We start from the raw sequence: 19,893 nt of genomic DNA, 5'->3' as shown, positions 1-19,893 counted from the left end.
AATGCGGCTGCCGGAATATTTAAACTGTTTTACTGTAAATGATGCAAATAGAGATCGGCCGCCGAAAAATCGGCCTGAATTTTTTAGCGGAAGGCATTGCAGAGGTTATGATTTGGGCGCCATTTGCCTGCAAGGTAATGCTGATAGCGGATCATCTACCAGTTCCGCTGGATATGGAGCAATTGGAACGCGGGTATTGGTACATGCGGACAGACCAGATGAAGGTAGGAGATAGTTATGCCTTTGAAATCCTGAAAGCAGGCGGCCACGGGAAAGATGGCGTCTCCCGGCTTGTCCGGAATGACCCTGCCGCGCTTTATTTCAGGGACGGACTTGGTGGGAGGGGAACCGCATTTGATCCAGGGGCCTTTGAATGGTCTGATCGGAACTGGAAGGGGATTCCCCGGAAAGATTATATCGTTTACGAATTGCATGTCGGAACCTTTAGCCCAGGCGGTGATTTCAAGGGTATTCAAACTAAACTTGATTACCTGGTTTCACTCGGGATTACAGCCGTTGAAATTATGCCTGTTGCACAGTTTCCGGGAGAGCGGAACTGGGGTTATGATGGGGTATATCCCTTTGCGGTGCAGAACAGCTATGGCGGTCCGGAAGATTTGCAGCGGCTGGTGGATGCCTGCCATACCAGGGGGCTCGCGGTGATACTGGATGTGGTCTATAACCACATGGGGCCGGAGTGTAATTATTTCGGTGATTTTGGTCCTTATTTTACGGACAAATACCTTACCCCATGGGGGAAGGCAATCAATTTTGATGATGCGGGCTGTGACGGGGTAAGGAATTATTTTATCGAAAATGCCCTGATGTGGTTCCGTGATTTCCATATCGACGCGCTCAGGCTGGATGCGGTGCATGCCATAAAAGATTTTAGTGCGGTACATATCCTGATTGCAATCAGATCATATACTGAACAGCTTGCTGTTAAGACCGGAAGGCAGTACCAGCTTTTTGCCGAGCTTGACCTGAACGATAACCGCTATATCAATCCTGTCCAGGTTAATGGCTACGGGATGGACGGGCAATGGGTGGATGAATTCCATCATGCGCTGCGTGTGGCGGCAGGACAGCCCAAGGAGGGGTATTATAGTGACTTTAATGGTGTGGAGCACCTGGCGAAATCTTACGCGCATGCCTACGTGTACGATGGGCAATACTCTCCACACCGGGATAAAACCTTCGGGGCGCCGGCAGCGGGGAACCCGGGGGAACAGTTTACCGTTTTTTCCCAGAACCATGACCAGATTGGCAACCGCATGCTGGGCGAACGCAGCAGCAGGCTGGTCAGTGGGGAAATGCTGAAACTGCTGGCAGGCGCGGTGTTCTGCAGTCCATTTATCCCACTCATTTTCATGGGGGAGGAATATGGGGAGGAACATCCCTTTATGTTTTTTATCAGCCACTCCGATCCTGGGCTTATCGAAGCGGTCAGAAAGGGCAGGAAAGCCGAATTTGCCGCTTTCCATCAGTCCAGGGAGGCGCCGGATCCACAGGATGAAAAAACTTTTATCTCTTCCCGGCTGGACTGGGCAGCAGTGACCGGCCTTAAGCAGCAGCAGTTGCTGAACTATTACAGGGCCTTGATCGTGCTGCGGAAAACCCATCCTGTGCTTTCATCCTTAGATCGCATCCAGCTTAAAGCAACAGCGCTGCCGGAGCAGAACTGCCTGGTGCTGAAAAGATGGAACGATAGTGTGCAGGTCATGGCCCTGATGAATTTTTCGGACAGCGGGCAGGTCTTCCGGCTCAGCCCCCGCCACGACTGGGAGACGCTGGTGGATTCATCCGCTGAAGTGTGGGGAGGATATGGCCATACTGTTAACCAGGTTTCGGCTGATGGAAGCATCAGCGTTAAAGCAGAATCACTTTTAATATTAGCAGCAAAACATGTATAGACCAAAATCTACCTACCGTATCCAGTTTAACAAAGACTTTGATTTCAGATCACTTGAGCGGATTATACCCTACCTGAAAAGCCTTGGCGTTGATACCCTATATGCCTCGCCGATCTTTAAGGCCATGCCCGGCAGTAGCCATGGCTATGATGTAACCGATCCGCTGATGATCAACCCCGAAATCGGTACCGAGAAGCAGCTTATTGTCTTGAACAGGAAATTGAAGGCTGCGGGCATCGGCTGGTTGCAGGACATTGTGCCCAACCACATGGCCTTTCATCCCGGCAATAGCTGGCTGATGGATGTGTTAAAGCATGGGGAAACATCAGCATTTTGGAGGTATTTTGATATCGATTTTAGTGAAAAGATGATGGTGCCTTTTCTGGGCACTGATCTTGAAGGGGCGGTAGCGGAGCGTGCTATCCGGGTAAAAAAGACTGCTGGTGCATATGGCCTGGATTTCGGTGGGAACTGCTGGCCTGTAAACGATGTGGGGCTGGCCTTTTTGGAAAGCCATGGTGCGGGGAAAGTGAACCGGGATCCGGCTTTGCTGGAGGAGTTGATCGGCATGCAGCACTACCGGCCCTGCCATTGGCAGGAAACTGAATCGAGGATCAACTATCGGCGTTTTTTTACGGTGAATAGCCTGATCTGCCTGAATATCCAGGAAAGGGAAGTCTTTGATGCTTATCATGCCTATATTTTTAATCTGGTTGAAAAAGGGCTATTCCAGGGATTGAGAATCGATCACATTGACGGGCTTTTTGACCCGGAAGCCTATCTGCAGGACCTACGGCAGCATGTTGGGGAAGATGTATATATTACCGTGGAGAAGATATTGGAAGAAGGCGAGCAGTTGCCCTCATCCTGGGCGGCTCAGGGCACTACCGGATATGACTTCCTTGCCATGGTGAACAACCTGTTCACGGACCGGAATGCCGTTAAACCCTTCGATGACCTCTATCAGCAGGTTACGGGTAAAAAACAGGATGTCAGCTCCATGGTGTATGGAAAGAAAGGTGATATTTTGTACGGCCACATGCAGGGTGAATTGGATAACCTGTTGGGGTTGTTAATGGAGCTGAAGCTGGTGGACCCGGAAAAGCTGGAAGAGATTGGCAGGGAAAACCTGAAAAGGGCTCTCGGGGAAATGCTGATCGGGATGCCCGTTTATAGGTATTATACCTATAGTTTGCCCTTGCCTAAGGATGAGCGGGAAAAAATTGCGGCATTGATTGCCCCAGTCAGTTCCCAGCCGGCTTTACGCAATGCAGCCTGCTTCCTGGAGGAACTGTTTCTGACCGGACCGGACAAAAACAGTACTGTAGTGAATAAGAAAACATCCCGTTTCTACCAGCGCTGTATGCAGTTTACCGGGCCGCTCATGGCCAAAGGGATTGAGGATACGCTGATGTTCACCTATAACCGGTTTATCGGCCATAACGAGGTAGGCGATGCCGCTGCTGCTTTTGGTTTAAAGGTTTCCGCTTTTCACGAACTGATGCTGGAGAGACAGCGTCTTTGGCCACTATCGCTTAACGCCACTGCCACCCATGACACCAAGCGCGGAGAAGATGTCAGGGCGCGCCTGAATGTGCTCAGCGATATTCCATCTGTTTGGGCAAAAGTGGTGAAACAACTTCTGGACTGGCTCAATCGCCTTAAAAAAACAGACCCTTCAGTTGAAGCTTTGCATCCCAACGATATCTACCTGATGATACAGACCGTTGTGGGGATTTTGCCGATGCCGGGGGAAGAAGCGGATGATCTTGCTAAACGGATGGACGAATATGTTCAGAAGGCCCTGAGAGAGGCGAAAAAGCGCTCAGGCTGGGCCGAGCCGGATGAAGCCTATGAAAGTAGGTTAACAGACTTTGTGGACCAACTGACAAGGCCGGATAGCGAAGCTAATCAGATTATCACCAGGTTCCTGGAAAAGATGGCAGACTTTGCGGTGGTCAACAGCCTGTCCCAGTTGCTGCTTAAAGTTACCTGTCCGGGTATACCCGATTTTTATCAGGGCAGCGAGCTGTGGGATTTGAGCCTGGTTGATCCGGATAACCGCAGGCCGGTGGATTTTAAAGGGCGGGAGGAAATGCTTGGCGGTTTGGACCGTTGGAATCCTAAAAAGCTCTGGGAGGCGCGTTATCCGGGTAAAACCAAACTTTGGTTGTCCCATGTGCTGATGAAAATCAGGAGTGATTGCCCTGCAGTTTTTGAGCAGGGGAAATATATTCCATTAACGGTGAAGGGGAAATACCGGCAGCATATCTGCGCTTTTTTAAGGCGCTTTGAAGATCAGTGTATCTTGGTTGCGGTTCCGTTGGGGCTGGCGGGCTTGACGGATTCTATTGCAGGGGTAGGTTTCGACTGGCTGGATACCGAGATCGTTTTGCCCAAGGGCCTGCCATTGAAGTGGCAGGATTTGCTTTGGAAGCAGAAAGGGGCCAAAGATATCCTGCATGGGGGGATCAGGATTAACCAGTTATTTGGAGCCTTGCCGATAGCATTGCTTGCGCTGCAGGAACAGCAGCCGGAAAGGTCTGCAGGTATCCTGATGCACATCAGTTCGCTCCCGTCTGTCTTTGGGATAGGAGATCTGGGGCCGGGGGCAAGGGATTTTGTCCGCTTTTTGGCCAGCGCGCGGCAGCGCTATTGGCAGATATTGCCGTTAAATCCGACCAAGGCAGGTAATGGGCATTCGCCCTATTCCAGCAGTTCCGCCTTTGCCGGCAATGTGCTGCTGATCAGTCCAGAGGGGCTTCTGGATGATGGGCTGTTGACCGGGGAAGAATTGGCAGATGCTCAGCTGACCCTAAATAACCGGATCGATTTTGATGCAGTGGAGAGATCAAAGGGCAGACTTTTGGGGCTGGCTTATGGGCGTTTTCGGCAAATCGCCAGTGGACCGTTGTGGGAGCTTTACGGGAAGTTTTGCAGCGCTGAGTATGAATGGCTGGAAGATTTTGCACTGTATACCGCTATTAAAAACCATTATGAAAACGAGGAATGGTACCGTTGGCCAGAAACCTACCGGAGCAGGGATGAGAAGGTCCTGCGATCGTTTTCAAAATCCAATGCCGCTGAGATCAGCGAAATTAAGTGGCAGCAGTTTATCTTTTACAGGCAGTGGACGGCATTGAAGGAATATGCCGGGGAGAACGGCATCAGGATCATCGGTGACCTGCCGTTTTATGTAGACCGGGATTCGGCTGAGGTCTGGAAACAGCCCGGGATGTTCAAACTCGATACTGAGCTCAACCCTCTAAAGATAGCCGGAGTGCCGCCGGATTACTTTAACGAAAAAGGGCAGCTCTGGGGCATGCCGGTTTTTGACTGGGAAAGTATGGAAGCCGACGGCTTTGCATGGTGGAAACGCAGGTTGAAGAAAAATATGGAGCTTTTTGACCTGGTGCGCCTGGACCATTTCCGGGCCTTTGCTTCTTTTTGGGAAGTTGATGCGGGGGATGATGATGCCAGCGGTGGCAAATGGGTCAAAGGACCGGGTCTGCAGTTTTTTCGTTCGATTGAGAAAGCACTTGGCACCCTTCCTTTTATTGCTGAGGACCTGGGCGAAATTTCGGCGGATGTCGAATCCCTGCGCCAGGAACTTGCTTTTCCGGGCATGAAGGTTGTCCAGTTTGCCTTCGGTGACGATCTACTGGTATCACCCAATATCCCGCATAATTTTGCTGATGACTGCTGCGTAGTGTATAGTGGAACACATGATAACAATACCGTAAAAGGCTGGTACGAAAATGAATTGGGGCGGGAAGGGAAAAAGCGGTTGGGATTATATATAGGTCCGGGGATCAAGGGTGAGGAGGTACATGAGGCGGTGGCCAGGATGGTCTATTCTTCCAAGGCTAAAATAGCCATATTGCCTGTTCAGGATGTGCTGGGACTTGGTGGGGATTCCAGAATGAACAGTCCGGGCAGTGTGGAAGGGAACTGGCTCTGGCGTTTGGATGCAAAGGAATTAAGCCCTGGACATGCCCAGTGGCTTTGCCAACAGGCGGAGGTGTTTGGCAGAATGGTGTAGATTTGGGGGGAGGTGTTTTTGTTACCTGAAATGGACATGTGGTTTCAGGTGCGTCACCTCATTTCGCTCCAAATTGACGGGCTGTTTCGTTCCAAGCTGTACGGACTGATCTTGGATCAGAAATTCTCCGCTCACTATTTCCCATAAAATCTCTAAGTTCAGGCCATGTTAAAGCCCGGAGCCAAAACAGGCTGCTGGTGTGATCTTGCACATCAGATGAGATTTAAACGCTTCTGCGCATTTTTTTTAAGGATTTCAGGTTACTCTCAGCAAGCTAACCGGTAATTGATCTTGAGACAAGTATTGAATCCGGATCCAGAGCTAATTCAAACCGAGCAGCCAGGGAAAGAAGAAAATCTGGAGCCAGAGGGCTAAGCTTTCAGAGGGAAAGGGAAGATTTACCAAAAAATCCGGCAGCCAGATTCGCGTCCAGTTTGGAGCGAAACGAAATGTACAGTTTTAGTGAAATCTGCACTTGTTCTCAAAGCATGGTAGTAAAGCAATTAATGAGACCTGTTCAAAAAAATAGAATTGTTAAAAAATGTTAAAAGGTTTTGAAAAAAACGTCCGCTTTTTTTGTTTTGAATCCTAATCAGATAAACAATCAGAAAACATTTTTTAGAGCAATTATTAAAATTTTTGGTTTAGATCATGTCACAGAAAAATTTACTTAAAACAAACTTCAACAGAGTATTCAGCACAATTTCATTAGCAGCGGTTTTGCTAACCGGAGCGAAAGCTAATGCCCAGGAACAAAAACAATCAACAGCGAGTGCAGCACTCAGCGCCAAGTTGATTAACCTCGAATCCGCTACCAATGAGCCCTTCCGCTTTTCTCTCACCCTGCATAACAGCACCTCCTCACGGCAGCTGTATGAGCTAAAGGCAGAACTGCCTGTAGGATGGCAGATGAGTTCCCGGGTAGATGGAAGCACGGTTACTTCCCTGAACCTGGAGGCAGGCCAAAGCCGGGAGATAGCCCTGGAAATTACAGCGACCAGTAATGCCAAAGCGGGCAAATACATCATTCCTTTCAAGGCCGTATCCCCGGCGCAAACCCTTTCAGTTGCGCTTGAAGCGGTAGTGAAAGGGAATTACGCCGCAATACTCGCTACCCCCAGCGGCAGACTTAGCGAGGAATTGACCTCAGGAGGTCATAAAGACATCGAACTTGAAGTCCGAAATACCGGAACGCTGCCTTTGCAAAACCTGGAAGTCACCTCGCAGCTACCCAGCGGATGGGAAACGAGTTTTGAACCTGCGAAAATCGAAAAACTCGAAGCCGGCAAAACCGCGAGGGTGAAAGTACTGCTAAGGGTACCTGATAAAACTATAGCCGGAGACTATGCTGCTACCTTTAACCTCGCTGGTAACAACGTCTCCAGTCAGGCTGCATTCCGCATTTTCATCAAGACTTCCCTGCTATCAGGCTGGATAGGAGTGCTGGTTATACTCATTGCCCTGGGATGTGTATATGCACTCATCCGTAAATACGGCAGAAGATAAATTCATCTTTTTATTACCATTAATTTGACTTATAACAAGATGGATCCGATAATAAAACTGCAGGACCTAAGTAAGCATTATGGTTCCCAGAAAGCAGTCAATAAGCTTAGCCTTGAAATCAACCGCGGCGAAATATTTGGTCTGCTTGGTCCCAATGGCGCTGGAAAGACTACCAGCATTTTGATGGTGCTCGGGCTTACCGAGCCTGATAGCGGTAGCGCAACTGTGTGCGGATATGATGCCACACGCAATCCCATACTCATCAAACGAAAAGTAGGATATATGCCAGATCACCTGGGCTTTTATCCCCAGATGACCGGAATGGAAAACCTGCGTTATATCGCAAGACTAAATGGACTCGATGAGGCCAGTATCAGTCAGCGGACCAGCACAGTTTTGGAACTCGTAGGGCTCAAAGATGCAGGGAACAAAAAAACTTCTGCTTATTCACGCGGCATGAAACAGCGTCTGGGCCTTGCAGAGGTATTAATTAAATCGCCCGAAGTGATTATTCTTGATGAACCAACACTCGGTATCGATCCAGCCGGTGTAAAGGAATTTTTGGAACTCATTAAGCGCCTGAGCGCCGGGCAAGGGCTCACTGTATTACTGTCCTCACACCATCTTCACCATGTCCAACAGGTATGTGACCGGGTCGGCATATTTGTTGATGGCGAGCTTTTGGCCCAAGGAACGCTAACTGATTTATCCCGCGAACTTTTTGGAAACACCGGCCTGGAAACCGTAATCCAGCTTGAAAATATCCCGAAATCCATTGATTACTTAAAGCGTACCTTTGCAAGTAACGCATCCATTGACGCGTTTGATATATCGGGCGAAGTTTTAATGTTCCGTACCACCGAAGATATTACACCAAAACTCATTCGCACAATTATTGAATCAGGAGAAGACATCCTCAGCGTAAGCAAAAAAGAGTACGGCCTGGACGAAATCTACCAGCGATATTTCGAAAACAGCAACTCAAAAACTTCAAAAGGTGAAACAGGAACCCTTTAAAAAATTCAACTATGACAGACACGAATAAGCTCATCATACCAAAAGTTCCAAGCCCTTTCAAGGTAATGGCAGCTAAAGAAATCACAGACCTGATCAGAAGTTGGCGCTTTACGCTACTACTGCTACTTGTTTTTTTCACCTTCGCAGCATCCATGTATATCGGAGTATCGAATATCAGAACCGTATTCAACAATACCCAGGATCCTGACCACGCATTCCTATACCTCAAGCTCCTCACTGGTGGAGATGGATCGATGCCTCCATTCCATATCCTGCTTAGCTTTCTGGCACCACTGCTCGGCATCAGCATGGGCTTTGATGCGATAAATACAGAAATGAATGCAGGCACGCTCACCAGGCTCATCGCCCAGCCGATCTACCGGGACAATATCTTGCTCGCTAAAATCTACAGCCCCATAGTAATCACCGCCACGCTGTTTTTCTCCTTAAGCTTACTCATGATTGGCAGTGGACTGCTTATCACAGGTGTTAGGATAGAGCCGCAGGAGGTCTTGCGGATCATGGGATTTACGCTCACGACAGTTATTTACATCGGCTTTTATCTAAGCCTGGCTATCCTTTTTTCCATTATTTTTCGACAGCCGGCAACCTCGGCACTGAGCGTTCTGGGGATATGGCTTTTCTTCACCGTATTTTATCCCATGCTCGTTAATTTAGCCGTTAAAGCATTTATGCCCGATCCAGCCTACCTTACCCAGAGCCAGCTAATGGGCTATAACGAGCTAATCCTAAACATACTCAGAATAGCCCCCAATCAGCTTTACAGCGATGCTGCTACAACGCTGCTAATGCCATCTGTGAGAAGTCTGGGGCCAATGAGCATGGAACAACTCTCGGGCGCCATCCCGGCACCACTTCCGGTAAGGGAAAGCCTGATGATCGTGTGGCCCCAGATCAGCGGTATGATTGCCTTCAGTGTAGCTTGTTTCGCACTGGCCTATTATTTATTCATGAGACGTGAAATCAGAAGTTAGTATTGCCCGAATACCAGGTGGTAGTCCTGCATAATGCACTTTGGTTGACATTGATATCATGCCGGATAACAAGCGTTTCCAACTCCCAAAAACAAACTAATGATAGCGGTGGTCAGATGAGAGGCGAGGAGACGGTAAGCCTGGTGGACGTGGTGGAGGTGATGAAGGTGATGAAGAATATGGTCTTGCCTTAAATCAAGCCAATCGGGTATACCTTAAGTGTTCCATACGTATCCTAAGGAATAGCCTGTGATAGTGATGCCTGAGAGGTAAATAATCTTGGTTTTAGAGCGGCAAGGATGGAAAAGGGGACTGTACGAGTTTTCGGAACAACCCCTTTTTTGATTGAAATAGATTTTGGGAAAACGAGCCCCCATAATAAGGATCGTTCATTACTGTACAAGGTTTGCATTGCAATAAATCATCAAATGTTAGTCACTTGGGGCACCCAGCAAACCTCTCCAGCCGTAAAATCAACATATCCCACTAAGCAAAAGCAAGGATTCTAAGCACGACCGTGTACTTCCCGCACGCTTTTCTGCTGACGACTGCAACTACCTTGAATATATTATCTTTTTGGATCTTAAACAATCTCTCGCCAGAGTTTGTTAACTCTAGCATGAACCCCAAAAGGAAACAATTACGCAGTCCATTTTTCCTGTTTGCAGTAATGATCCTGATCTCCCTGCCATGGCTGTGCATTCCTAATGGCAATAAGTTGGTGAACATCTACATCACCCATCCCGAGCGGTATGCAATCACCAACGCGAAACTGCTGACCAATAACCACCGCAAATACAACAACCATGCGACCTACCGGTTTAGCTATCAGGGCAAAACATTGGAAGGCAGCGATCAAAGTATCCTATGGGGATTTGTTGGTGAACAAGTGACGATTTATTTTGAAAAAAGCAATACCCATAATAATGGCATTCTCGGTGGCTTGTTTTTCCTTACCATTGGCCAATGGCTCTTTTTTATGCTTACCATAGCCTACGTGATTTATAAAATCATCCATTATGCAAAAACACCGTAGATACTTTAGCGAGGAATTTAGCCTGACCGAAGTCATGACCCGGCCACCAGCATTTATTTACCTGATCGCAGGAGCGGGATTTTTGGTAGCGGGTTTAATGGATATCTTTATGCTCCAGCCTCTGCTCTATCGGGGAAGCCTGCCCATTGCCTTCGGCTGCATGATACTGGTTATGATGCTGCTTTTGAAAACACAAGCAAAAGACCTGACCATCTCCCTGGGCAAAAAATCAATTGTGATCAACGGAGTAGGTTATGATAAAACCAGCATCGAATGTATTGACACCTATGCCTATGATCTTCGCAAACAAAGCAAGATTTACTTCCACATTAAATTTACAAATGGCAAATCTTACTACATAACCAGCGCACGCCTTTTCGTAGCACAAAGCCACCAACAGGCAGATCTGCTAAAAAGGTTAATTAACGGCATGAAAAAGCACCTTGATATTGAACTCACCCGAGGGCCTAATAGAAGCGGCCGCGCTACCTATCACGTTAAACCCTAATCTGAACCATGAAATATTTCCCTACATTGATTTGTTTTTTCATCTGCATCAGTTTGCAGGCGCAGCAACCCAAAGCATACCAAATGGTATCTTTTAAAAACGCAGCGCAGAAATTACGTTTTGAGCTTGATTACGCCGAAGGGTATCTGGCAGCCAGCCAAATCAAGCTCGCTCAACCCCGAGCGAAAACACAGATATTCAACCCAGTTAGCGGCACGCCAGCGGAAAACGGCGAACTCAGTTTCCGGGCCAATAGCGGAGCTACCATCAAACTCCTCGGCATAGACCAGGAGGCCACAAGCCCTAAAAGCATCAAAGGCACTTACCGTTTCAAAGGCAAAGTACTTCAAATCCTGTTCTATAGAACCCGGTAAACATGGTACGATTCATTCCAATACAGCAAGGTATCGAGGAAGGGCGCAAGCAAACACTGCCAGCCAGGATTTTACTCATTACTGGCACCCTGATATTTATCGGCACACTGATTATCCTTGTGCTCATTATTGCAAATTATAACAAAGATTCACTAAACATGTTCCTTGTGTTTGCTGGCATTGCCCTACTTACGTTTTTTTTATTCATTTACCTGCCATTTCGCTTCTGGCGAAAAAGATTACTAGACTGGCAGGCATGGGCTTACACCAACGCAGCGACATCAAAGAACTAAAAAAGAGTGCCAGGCTATCTGCCCTGGATTTTGACGATTCCTTACTGGGCCGTTGGCTTCATACAGACTTGCCAAGTGGCCAGGCGCAACACACGCAATTTACCGACGATCCTGCCGTACCAGCCCAGACCATTATCGGCATTTCCTGGGGACATTTAATTTTCAATCTCGTTATGCAAACCGTTTTCATCGGCCTGGGGATCGCCATATGCCTGTATGTGCCAAAAGAGGCGAGTTCATTCATCTACCTGATCGGTGGGATATTGATTGCCGGGATGCTGTATGCCATGTACACCTTTATTCGGGATATGCTTATCCGGCGTCCCAAGTTAATCATCAGTAAGGAAGGAATTCAAACCGTCCATACAGGATTTCACTGCTGGTCAGAAATCCAGGATGAAAAGATTATTATCCGGCGAACACGCAGTGCAAGGGTTGAAATTTTAGTTTATCATTTTCCAGGCGAAACTGAAAATTTAACGCTTACACCCTATGCTATCAGCCAGCGGCAGATCGAGCGGCTATTATATGTATATCGAAACCGAAGTAAGCTAATCTAAAATAAAACAAACAAGTATTTTCAAAAGATAGGATACCAACCCAACTTAGGATTAAGATGGTACAAATCGACAATAAAACGTTAAAAATACAACAGCTGAACCCAGGTGCTGAACTCCGGTTCCGTTAGATTAATGAAATCATATATGGTCATATATCTATGTAATCTAGATAAATGTCCTGAATTTACTTGTCGTTTGGTCTGATACGGGTTTTCCTTTACAGTTTTTTAAATCTTCGCAGCCCGTGTTAAAACACCTCTGTTCCCTGGCTGTAAGGCGAGTATGCTGCTGCCGGTCTGACAGGGGAAAATTGACAAAACTTAATGGCAGTATACCGGGTTTTATCTATATATACCTTAACAGAACATAACATGAAAAAAAATCAAACCGGCAGCAGTCCAAAACTTGCAGCCCAGACTTCTGTGCAGGAATCCCCTGCCTTAAAAGGATTGTTCACAGACTCCGTTTCAGATCTGTATTGGGCAGAGAACCATCTGGTTAAAGCGCTGCCTAAAATGATATCCGCTGCAAGTTCGCCGGAACTGAAAAAAGCAATACAGTCTCACCTGGCTGACACAGAAGTCCATGTGAAAAGGCTCGGGCAGGTATTTGGGTTGCTGGGTGAAAAGGCGGTGGCCAAAAAATGTGATGCAATGGAAGGCCTGACCAAAGAAGCAGAGGGGATTGTGGAAGAAACACCCCCTGGAACGGCTACGAGGGATGTCGGGATTATCCTCGCCTCGCAGAAAGTAGAGCACTATGAGATCGCCAGTTATGGCGGCCTGCACAAAATCGCCCTGACGCTGGGTCTGGATGAGGTGGCGGGGATTTTAGCACAGACGTTGGAAGAAGAGAAAAGTGCCGCTGATAAACTGGGTCAGCTGGCAGAGAAAGATATCAATTACAAGGCTTCTCAGGAGGCATAATTTAAGGAAATATGGCGAGTAAAAACCCGAAATTAAAAAACGGAGCTACAAAGCAGGAACGTACTAAAACCGTCCAGCTGGAGGATTTTGTAGCGGATGCCAGCGGTGCGTCGATGACCACCAACCATGGCGTAAAGATAAATGATGACCAGAATTCACTTAAAGCAGGTGACAGGGGGGCAACCCTGCTGGAGGATTTTATCCTGCGCGAAAAGATCACCCACTTTGATCATGAACGTATCCCTGAGCGCATCGTACATGCAAGGGGATCAGCTGCGCATGGGGTATTTAAGGTTTATGAAGATTTATCGGAGCTTACCCGCGCAGCTTTTTTAGGTGATCCGGGGGAGGAAACACCGGTTTTTGTGCGATTTTCTACCGTAGCGGGATCCAGGGGCTCTACCGACCTGGCGCGTGATGTAAGGGGATTTGCGGTGAAGTTTTATACCCGCGAAGGAAACTTTGACCTGGTGGGTAACAATATGCCGGTATTTTTTATACAGGATGCGATGAAATTCCCCGATCTGGTGCATGCGGTAAAACCTGAACCGGATAATGAGATGCCCCAGGCGGCCTCCGCGCATGATACATTTTGGGATTTTATATCACAAACGCCGGAATCTGCCCATATGATCATGTGGGCGATGAGCGACCGGGCCTTGCCGCGCTCCTACCGGATGATGGAAGGCTTTGGCGTGCATACCTTTCGTTTGGTGAATGCGAAGGGGGAATCGAATTTTGTGAAGTTCCATTGGAAGCCCTTATTGGGCGTACATGCTGTGGCCTGGGATGAGGCGCAGAATATTTCCGGCAAAGATCCCGACTTTCACAGGAGGGATTTATGGGATGCGATTGAGGCTGGTGCTTTTCCGGAATGGGAGTTAGGTATACAGGTAATACCAGAGGCAGATGAATTCAAATTTGACTTTGATATCCTGGATCCCACCAAACTGATCCCCGAAGAATTGGTACCTGTTCAAAGGATCGGTAAAATGACGCTGAACCGGAATCCCGATAACTTTTTTGCGGAGACCGAACAGGCAGCTTTTCATGTCGGCCATGTGGTTCCGGGCATTGATTTCACCAATGACCCGCTGCTCCAGGGCAGGCTGTTTTCCTATACCGATACCCAGCTGATCCGGTTGGGAGGCCCGAATTTCCACGAGATCCCGATCAACAGGCCCGTGGTTCCGGTTCACAACAACCAGCGTGATGGTTATATGCGCCAGACCATTAACAGGGGCAAGACCAGTTATGGCCCGAATGGCCTTGCAGCCAATGATCCACAGCAGGTAAAGGAAGCCGATGGCGGTTTTACCAGTTATAATGAGCGGATCGATGCCAAAAAGATCAGGGCCAGGAGCCGGAGCTTTTTTGACCATTTCTCGCAGGCACGCCTGTTTTTCAATTCACAGAGCGATCCGGAGAAAAACCATATTATTGATGCGCTGAGTTTCGAACTGGGCAAGGTAAAGGCCGTTGCCGTTCGGGAACGTATGCTTGCTGTGCTGGCGCAGATCGACAAGGGGCTTGCGGCCGAGGTGGCCTATGCGTTGGGGCTGCATATCCCGGAAATTCCATTGGAAGAACTGAACAACAGTATGCCTGCAGATGGAAAACGGGAAGATTATGCTTCGCTGAACCCGGAGGGCGACCTCCCGAGGTCTGAGGCTTTGAGTATGGCCGGAACGGTTAAAGACAGTATTAAGACACGTAAGATAGCCATATTGGCTGCTGATGGTGTGGATGGTAAAGCTTTGAGCGCGGTGAAAGATGCTTTGGAAGCAGATGGTGCCGTGGTGCATGTTATTGCGCCCAGACTGGGAGAGACCATCTCGCAGGAGAACCAGAAAATTGTTCCCGATGAGAGTTTTCTTACCGCCGCTTCGGTTTTGTATGATGCGGTTTATGTTCCGGGCGGGACCAATTCGGTGGCTACACTGGAGGCAGAGGCCAATGCGGTACATTTTTTAAATGAGGCATTCAAACATTGTAAGGCGATTGCGGCAGATGATATGGCTATGCAGGTACTGGAATCCACTTACTTTCATAAAAAACTGCCTGCTGAGTATTCCAGGGAAACGGTACTGAGGGAAGGGATAGTTGTTTTGGAGGATACCGCTAAACTGACGGATTTGTTCAAACAGATGATCGCAGCGCACAGGTTTTGGGAGCGGGAAAATCCAAGGAAGATCCCGGCTTAATTTAATGATATATATTGATGGGGATCTCGTTTGATCCCCATCACTTTAAACTGACGATTATGGAAAAAGATGGAATGAATGAGATGCTGGTTCCCGGTCAATACCAGGGCAGCGATATGGGCACAGTGGAAAAGCGAAGTGGTCGCAGCAATGAAGAAGCGGATAGGATATTTGAACGGGCCTGCAGGCGTTTACTGGATGTCAATTCCTGGGGCAGGCTTGCCGGGGTATCTGCATTCCAGCTGATGGATACCTCGGGGATAAGTGTTGATAGGGAGGCTAGGGAGGGGGATTATATCCGCATCGATATACCAGGGCCGGCTACCATGGCGGGGATGGGATATGATTGGGTGAGGGTAGAAGAAATTAAAAGCTTTGAAAAAGACGGCATAGCGGGGCTTGGTATGAGGGTAAGGCCTTCCGCCCATCCGGTATCCGGCAATCCGGAAACGGCACATTTTCTGCAGGAGACCGCTACTTCCACCTTTATCATCAGGCGTGAGGGCAATGCGGTTTCCGCTGAAGAACATGGGCGTAACGAGGTGGCCAATACCAGCGCTGGCAACCTGATCGATAAGGGAAGGAATATGGTTGTTGGCCTGGCTGCTAAGCTGGGGCTATCTTATCCCCAGTGGAAAAGCCTGGTTAAGGCCTTTTTAGCGGATTAGATTAGGCTCCCATCGCACGGCCTATGATTTCGCTTCCCATTTCATTCCCCTGCAAGGCTGCATAATCCATAGCAGTCTGGCCACGGTGATCAGTCAGTGTCGGATCGGCGCCGCGTCCGATCAGCAAAGCTAAAACTTCGTTCCTGCCGAACATGGCTGCAAACATCAGGGCAGTTCCACCGTTTCCATGTTTTAGATCAAGTGAGGCACCACTATCGATCAGGAGTTTTGCGATGTCCTTATAACCTTTAAACGCAGCCCCCATCAATGCAGTGTTGCCGCCCTGATCGGCCGCGTCGATTTTGGCTCCGGCTTCGATCAATAGCCTTGCCGCTTCCATCTGGTTGTTGTAACAGGCGATAATCAGTGGCGTATACCCTTTTTCATCCGTAAAGTCCAGGTCGGCTTTGCGTAGAATAAGTTCTTTTAATACTTCAATTTCTCCCTTGCGGGCGGCTGGTATGATAAGTTCGTTGATGTTTTCCATGTGGGTACAACCAAGTATATGGTTAAAAGTTTCGTTTATCGCCATTTTCAGCTTCAGGGCCCAATGTTTTGGACAGTATTATTTCGGTGAGACCATTGCGCTTAAATTACGGTGGCGATATATTGCCCGATATTAGCCAAATTATGTATCAACCAAAACTTTTGGCAGCAGGGCCATGTTTCAATGTAAGATGCCTTGATTTTGAGGCTGGAAAAACAGAAAATATATGGTGGATAAGCTAACAGATGAGCTTCAGTGTGAAAATGATTATTACCGTTCGCAATTTATCGGATCGCAGCGGAGTAAAGAGATGGGAGATAACAGCATGACCTTTATTGTAAAAGAGGATACAGACCTGTTGCAGTTTGCGGACGCGGCTAAAGCGGTCTGGGAATCAGTCGGGGATTATCCGACAAGTTTTACGGGCGTGGTGCGCACAGAAAAGGGAAATGCTTTTGCAACCTTTCAATACGTAGGTGCACTTGGCTTTGCCGTTGCAGTAAACCGTTAGGCAGCAGATAAGAACAGGATAATTATAGGCGGTATTATTGTGGTGATTCCCGATGCGATGCCTTGAAGGGGAAATGGTCTTTATCGTGATGTTTTTTTCTCGGGGCATGGTTTACCCGGACAGTTTAAAATATAGTTAAGAATATAAATGAGTGAGATCAGAACAAGTCTGGAGGATGTTTACCGTGCTCCGCGTCTTTTTGCAGTAAAACAGTTTAAAAAAGGTGATCCGTATTTCGTCTATTACCCTGACACTACATTGTTGGCCAGTATCGCGCGTACTGATAAGGGGTGGGAGCAGATTGGGGGAAGGCATTTGGATGCTGAGATGGTCATTGTGCTGGGTGCGAATATCTCTCTTGCGGGCGACATCAGCTTTTAAGCGATCAGGGAATTGGCATGTCAGCGGAAACCAAGGGTCTGATATTTGAAAAGTTTTTCCGCGAGAAACAGGTCAAGAAAAAATACAATGGACTAGGAATGGAACTTTATATTGTAAACCGCATCATCAAGATCATAAAGGTGAGATTTCGGTAGAAAGTGAGCTGGGGAAAGGATCCGTGTTTTCAGTTTCCTTGCCATTGCACCGGACTGAAACGACTTAAAATGGACGGGTATCAAGGCAAATCCCTGATAACTGAATCAATTGTCACTAAGGGTATTTGTGAAATGACGGTCAACAACTGGCAACTGCTATCCTGTCGTGCGATTTTCGGGGCGGTCCTGACTGCCTAAAAACTCATCCGTGCGCTCCTTAAGCTCATCGCCTTTTTCTTTGGTGAGCTGATGGCGTGCACGCATTTCAGCGCTGCGCAAAAGCAGTTTATCCATCTCCCGTTGGTCTTCAGTACGAATTACCTTTTCCTTGTCCGTCTCCATGTAACGAAGGTAGTAAATGTCTTTGGCATTTCCTATCGATTGGCCAGGGTTTTGCAGACGGTTATATCTGTTTTTTTTTTATAAAAAAAACGTTAATACACCAAAAACAGCTATTTAGGATGGCTGTCGATTCGCTCATTAGCAAAATCATGGCCTCCTGGCTTGGTAAGCGGGTATACCTGGTATAAAGGTTTTTTGATTAACTTTACTGCTGCTTCAGGGGGGAGCACCCAGGCATTGGTAATACCCTTTCCAGGAGCATTTTCATTAGGTTTGGCCTGTAAGTGTTTTTATGCGGGTAGACAGCTTATCAATATCAAAAGGCTTGGCAATAAAAGCATCAGCGTCACAGCTTTCAGCAGGGCTGTAGTAACCGATTAAGGCGCTGAGCATGATAATGGGAATGGAAGCGGTAGCGGGGTTTGCTTTTAGCTGATTACAAATTTTTCTGCCATCCTCAGTTCCGATCCGGATATCTAGCAGAATAATATCCGGGGAAAAGCTACCGATTTCCATTTGGATATTCTGAGCAGACAAGAGTACTTTCAGTTGATATTCCATAGGCGGGAAGAAAAAGCTAAACAGCTCCAGTATTTCAGGGGAATCGTCTACGGCAAGTATCTTTTTTATCTTCATATATCCTGCTGGTTAAACCGGACCCAAATCCAATTAGTTTTGTAATTTATAATTTCTCACCGGTTCTGTCTGGCTTTCAATCGTAAAATGCACATAAACCATTTGACTTTTATCATCCTCCTTTTGCCGTCTGGCTGGCCCGATCTTTCCGGCTTCTTTTTGGTTTTTCTGCGCGGGTAACTGGATTTTGTATGTTTTAGCTAGGGTAAGGATTAACATAGGTCAGCTACATCCTTCATTGGTGTGATTCAAAACAGGGGAGGGTAGGACAGGGATCCGATGGTCAGCTTCGCTAGAAAAGACAGGCAGCGCTGTGCAGACCGGAATGCCGGTGTCGGGCCGTCTTCAATGCAAAAACGCCGCCTGGCTACTATCAGAGCGCTTTTGGTCTTAACAGTTCTTTTCCGGAGCCAGTTATAAACCGTTTTCAGCAACTTTTTCCATAAAAACCATTGCTTTATACGGCTGTTTCGTAAAATAATACTACCATCATACACTGCTCAGTAATACGGTGAAAGCGCTCTGAAAGGTTTGATATGGTTTTTGGGTCCTGTTACCGTGGTTAATAAGTTGTATAATGTATGTTTTTGTTGTCATCAATATAGAAACCGTAGTCTTTCTGATGGTAATGTAGCAGGTAAGGATTTGTTTTCGAGGCTCCGATACGCTCCAGGTAAGGGTAGAAAGGGGTAAAAGCCGCCTGCATGCGTTCGATTGTTTTTTTGAATCGCTCCTCCTCATCCGCTATTTGTTTTTCAAGTTCGGGTACTTTTAATTTTCCGGCTTCCGATTTATCATCTTCCAGTTCTTTAAGTGCCGGTTTTAAATCGAGGTCAATTATTTTACGGTGTTCCAGCGCTTTTTCTTTTTCTTCTAAGTACGCAATTGCAAGTAAGTTTTCTTCCATACTTTTTAAACCTCCTTTTTCCGAAATGGTTTGGTGAAAGGAAAGTTTCCGGTGAGCTGAACAGCAACCGTGCTGAGCATTAGTTGTTTAGGGCGATGTGGAAAAATTAGGTGGTTGCTGGTAAAAACAAAACTGCTGGAATCGGGTTGAGGTTAGAAAAATATATCTATGAATGTAACAGCACAATCTAAAGACCTCGAAAAATTCATTGAAAAGTTTGAGCCATCGAAATTTAAAATGCTCCAAAGGGGAATAGAAATCCGCGGCATCAAGGATCTCAACAAGAGCATCATTTTTGCAAAGGAACTTATCGATCAGTTAAAACTAAAATTGAATGTTTCCCACACTGCTGAAATGGCTATGTACGGAAGCTTTGAAGTGGTGTATCAATAGACGGAATTTATCTGTTATAGAGTCATTATCTAGTTATCT

At 47.3% G+C, this 19,893-nt stretch carries 21 protein-coding genes; 17 read left to right on the top strand and 4 right to left on the bottom strand.

Annotated elements, in window-relative coordinates:
• Positions 1 to 38 precede the first annotated feature (38 nt).
• From treZ to OC25_RS02070, 13 genes are all read left to right on the top strand, one after another.
• Positions 39 to 1,913 (top strand): malto-oligosyltrehalose trehalohydrolase, encoded by a 1,875-nt coding sequence (gene treZ, locus OC25_RS02130; RefSeq protein WP_039471213.1) that lies wholly within the window; start codon positions 39 to 41, stop codon positions 1,911 to 1,913.
• The gene (treY, locus tag OC25_RS02125) at positions 1,906 to 5,955 is read left to right on the top strand and encodes a malto-oligosyltrehalose synthase (protein WP_039471211.1); all 4,050 of its coding nucleotides are present in this window, start codon (positions 1,906 to 1,908) and stop codon (positions 5,953 to 5,955) included. The genes treZ and treY overlap by 8 nt, the downstream gene beginning before the upstream one ends.
• 651 nt (positions 5,956 to 6,606) lie before the next feature.
• A complete protein-coding gene (locus OC25_RS02120; protein ID WP_039471209.1) occupies positions 6,607 to 7,461 on the top strand; it encodes a COG1470 family protein in 855 nt (284 codons plus the stop codon).
• A 39-nt stretch (positions 7,462 to 7,500) separates the two neighbouring features.
• The gene (locus OC25_RS02115; protein WP_039471207.1) at positions 7,501 to 8,478 is read left to right on the top strand and encodes an ABC transporter ATP-binding protein; all 978 of its coding nucleotides are present in this window, start codon (positions 7,501 to 7,503) and stop codon (positions 8,476 to 8,478) included.
• A gap of 11 nt (positions 8,479 to 8,489) precedes the next feature.
• The gene (locus tag OC25_RS02110; RefSeq protein WP_052265890.1) at positions 8,490 to 9,473 is read left to right on the top strand and encodes an ABC transporter permease; all 984 of its coding nucleotides are present in this window, start codon (positions 8,490 to 8,492) and stop codon (positions 9,471 to 9,473) included.
• Between the two features lie 619 nt (positions 9,474 to 10,092).
• Positions 10,093 to 10,509, top strand: coding sequence for a hypothetical protein (locus tag OC25_RS02105; protein ID WP_039471204.1), 417 nt, complete (start codon positions 10,093 to 10,095; stop codon positions 10,507 to 10,509).
• A complete protein-coding gene (locus OC25_RS02100; RefSeq protein WP_156131368.1) occupies positions 10,493 to 11,017 on the top strand; it encodes a hypothetical protein in 525 nt (174 codons plus the stop codon). Before OC25_RS02105 ends, OC25_RS02100 begins: the two co-directional genes overlap by 17 nt.
• A gap of 8 nt (positions 11,018 to 11,025) precedes the next feature.
• Positions 11,026 to 11,391, top strand: coding sequence for a hypothetical protein (locus OC25_RS02095; RefSeq protein WP_156131367.1), 366 nt, complete (start codon positions 11,026 to 11,028; stop codon positions 11,389 to 11,391).
• A 2-nt stretch (positions 11,392 to 11,393) separates the two neighbouring features.
• On the top strand, positions 11,394 to 11,684 hold the full coding sequence (locus OC25_RS28195; RefSeq protein ID WP_039471199.1) for a hypothetical protein: 291 nt from the start codon (positions 11,394 to 11,396) through the stop codon (positions 11,682 to 11,684).
• Positions 11,648 to 12,244 carry a hypothetical protein gene (locus OC25_RS02085; protein ID WP_039471196.1) on the top strand — a complete coding sequence of 199 codons (597 nt, stop codon included), beginning with the start codon at positions 11,648 to 11,650 and terminating at the stop codon, positions 12,242 to 12,244. Before OC25_RS28195 ends, OC25_RS02085 begins: the two co-directional genes overlap by 37 nt.
• 371 nt (positions 12,245 to 12,615) lie before the next feature.
• Positions 12,616 to 13,170: a YciE/YciF ferroxidase family protein gene (locus OC25_RS02080; RefSeq protein ID WP_039471637.1), complete on the top strand. Its 555-nt coding sequence runs from the start codon at positions 12,616 to 12,618 to the stop codon at positions 13,168 to 13,170.
• 11 nt (positions 13,171 to 13,181) lie between these two features.
• Positions 13,182 to 15,374 carry a catalase gene (locus OC25_RS02075; RefSeq protein WP_039471194.1) on the top strand — a complete coding sequence of 731 codons (2,193 nt, stop codon included), beginning with the start codon at positions 13,182 to 13,184 and terminating at the stop codon, positions 15,372 to 15,374.
• A gap of 17 nt (positions 15,375 to 15,391) precedes the next feature.
• The gene (locus OC25_RS02070) at positions 15,392 to 16,042 is read left to right on the top strand and encodes a hypothetical protein (RefSeq protein ID WP_245221854.1); all 651 of its coding nucleotides are present in this window, start codon (positions 15,392 to 15,394) and stop codon (positions 16,040 to 16,042) included.
• Between the two features lies 1 nt (position 16,043).
• Here the strand turns inward: OC25_RS02070 and OC25_RS02065 are convergent, their stop codons facing one another.
• On the bottom strand, positions 16,044 to 16,529 hold the full coding sequence (locus OC25_RS02065; RefSeq protein WP_039471189.1) for an ankyrin repeat domain-containing protein: 486 nt from the start codon (positions 16,527 to 16,529) through the stop codon (positions 16,044 to 16,046).
• A gap of 226 nt (positions 16,530 to 16,755) precedes the next feature.
• On the opposite strand from OC25_RS02065, the gene OC25_RS02060 reads away from it, so the two are divergent.
• The 3 genes from OC25_RS02060 (at position 16,756) to OC25_RS28500 (ending at position 17,576) form a co-directional block, all read left to right on the top strand.
• The gene (locus tag OC25_RS02060; RefSeq protein WP_039471187.1) at positions 16,756 to 17,040 is read left to right on the top strand and encodes a hypothetical protein; all 285 of its coding nucleotides are present in this window, start codon (positions 16,756 to 16,758) and stop codon (positions 17,038 to 17,040) included.
• A 147-nt stretch (positions 17,041 to 17,187) separates the two neighbouring features.
• The gene (locus OC25_RS02055) at positions 17,188 to 17,421 is read left to right on the top strand and encodes a hypothetical protein (protein ID WP_039471184.1); all 234 of its coding nucleotides are present in this window, start codon (positions 17,188 to 17,190) and stop codon (positions 17,419 to 17,421) included.
• A gap of 11 nt (positions 17,422 to 17,432) precedes the next feature.
• Positions 17,433 to 17,576 (top strand): hypothetical protein, encoded by a 144-nt coding sequence (locus OC25_RS28500; RefSeq protein ID WP_425339061.1) that lies wholly within the window; start codon positions 17,433 to 17,435, stop codon positions 17,574 to 17,576.
• A gap of 156 nt (positions 17,577 to 17,732) precedes the next feature.
• Here the strand turns inward: OC25_RS28500 and OC25_RS02050 are convergent, their stop codons facing one another.
• The 3 genes from OC25_RS02050 to OC25_RS02035 form a co-directional block, all read right to left on the bottom strand.
• Positions 17,733 to 17,918 carry a hypothetical protein gene (locus tag OC25_RS02050; protein WP_039471182.1) on the bottom strand — a complete coding sequence of 62 codons (186 nt, stop codon included), beginning with the start codon at positions 17,916 to 17,918 and terminating at the stop codon, positions 17,733 to 17,735.
• A 267-nt stretch (positions 17,919 to 18,185) separates the two neighbouring features.
• Positions 18,186 to 18,554, bottom strand: coding sequence for a response regulator (locus OC25_RS02045; RefSeq protein ID WP_052265889.1), 369 nt, complete (start codon positions 18,552 to 18,554; stop codon positions 18,186 to 18,188).
• A gap of 562 nt (positions 18,555 to 19,116) precedes the next feature.
• Positions 19,117 to 19,461: a hypothetical protein gene (locus OC25_RS02035; RefSeq protein WP_039471177.1), complete on the bottom strand. Its 345-nt coding sequence runs from the start codon at positions 19,459 to 19,461 to the stop codon at positions 19,117 to 19,119.
• A gap of 168 nt (positions 19,462 to 19,629) precedes the next feature.
• On the opposite strand from OC25_RS02035, the gene OC25_RS02030 reads away from it, so the two are divergent.
• On the top strand, positions 19,630 to 19,854 hold the full coding sequence (locus OC25_RS02030; protein WP_039471175.1) for a hypothetical protein: 225 nt from the start codon (positions 19,630 to 19,632) through the stop codon (positions 19,852 to 19,854).
• Positions 19,855 to 19,893: the final 39 nt, after the last annotated feature.

Source organism: Pedobacter kyungheensis, from assembly GCF_000812965.1.
GTDB classification, from domain to species: Bacteria; Bacteroidota; Bacteroidia; order Sphingobacteriales; family Sphingobacteriaceae; genus Pedobacter; species Pedobacter kyungheensis.
This window is presented reverse-complemented; position numbering and strand designations above follow the sequence as displayed.

Bases quoted from the DNA above. Each gene is read 5' to 3' on its own strand.
- OC25_RS02115 (WP_039471207.1), top strand. From the start codon at position 7,501: ATGGATCCGATAATAAAACTGCAGGACCTAAGTAAGCATTATGGTTCC.
- OC25_RS02080 (WP_039471637.1), top strand. From the start codon at position 12,616: ATGAAAAAAAATCAAACCGGCAGCAGTCCAAAACTTGCAGCCCAGACT.
- OC25_RS02095 (WP_156131367.1), top strand. From the start codon at position 11,026: ATGAAATATTTCCCTACATTGATTTGTTTTTTCATCTGCATCAGTTTG.
- OC25_RS02065 (WP_039471189.1), bottom strand. From the start codon at position 16,529: ATGGAAAACATCAACGAACTTATCATACCAGCCGCCCGCAAGGGAGAA.
- OC25_RS02105 (WP_039471204.1), top strand. From the start codon at position 10,093: ATGAACCCCAAAAGGAAACAATTACGCAGTCCATTTTTCCTGTTTGCA.
- OC25_RS02045 (WP_052265889.1), bottom strand. From the start codon at position 18,554: ATGAAGATAAAAAAGATACTTGCCGTAGACGATTCCCCTGAAATACTG.
- OC25_RS02070 (WP_245221854.1), top strand. From the start codon at position 15,392: ATGGGGATCTCGTTTGATCCCCATCACTTTAAACTGACGATTATGGAA.
- treZ (WP_039471213.1), top strand. From the start codon at position 39: ATGATGCAAATAGAGATCGGCCGCCGAAAAATCGGCCTGAATTTTTTA.
- OC25_RS02085 (WP_039471196.1), top strand. From the start codon at position 11,648: ATGGGCTTACACCAACGCAGCGACATCAAAGAACTAAAAAAGAGTGCC.
- OC25_RS02060 (WP_039471187.1), top strand. From the start codon at position 16,756: ATGGTGGATAAGCTAACAGATGAGCTTCAGTGTGAAAATGATTATTAC.
- OC25_RS02100 (WP_156131368.1), top strand. From the start codon at position 10,493: ATGCAAAAACACCGTAGATACTTTAGCGAGGAATTTAGCCTGACCGAA.
- OC25_RS02050 (WP_039471182.1), bottom strand. From the start codon at position 17,918: ATGGAGACGGACAAGGAAAAGGTAATTCGTACTGAAGACCAACGGGAG.
- OC25_RS28195 (WP_039471199.1), top strand. From the start codon at position 11,394: ATGGTACGATTCATTCCAATACAGCAAGGTATCGAGGAAGGGCGCAAG.
- OC25_RS02075 (WP_039471194.1), top strand. From the start codon at position 13,182: ATGGCGAGTAAAAACCCGAAATTAAAAAACGGAGCTACAAAGCAGGAA.
- treY (WP_039471211.1), top strand. From the start codon at position 1,906: ATGTATAGACCAAAATCTACCTACCGTATCCAGTTTAACAAAGACTTT.
- OC25_RS02035 (WP_039471177.1), bottom strand. From the start codon at position 19,461: ATGGAAGAAAACTTACTTGCAATTGCGTACTTAGAAGAAAAAGAAAAA.
- OC25_RS02055 (WP_039471184.1), top strand. From the start codon at position 17,188: ATGAGTGAGATCAGAACAAGTCTGGAGGATGTTTACCGTGCTCCGCGT.
- OC25_RS02030 (WP_039471175.1), top strand. From the start codon at position 19,630: ATGAATGTAACAGCACAATCTAAAGACCTCGAAAAATTCATTGAAAAG.
- OC25_RS02120 (WP_039471209.1), top strand. From the start codon at position 6,607: ATGTCACAGAAAAATTTACTTAAAACAAACTTCAACAGAGTATTCAGC.
- OC25_RS02110 (WP_052265890.1), top strand. From the start codon at position 8,490: ATGACAGACACGAATAAGCTCATCATACCAAAAGTTCCAAGCCCTTTC.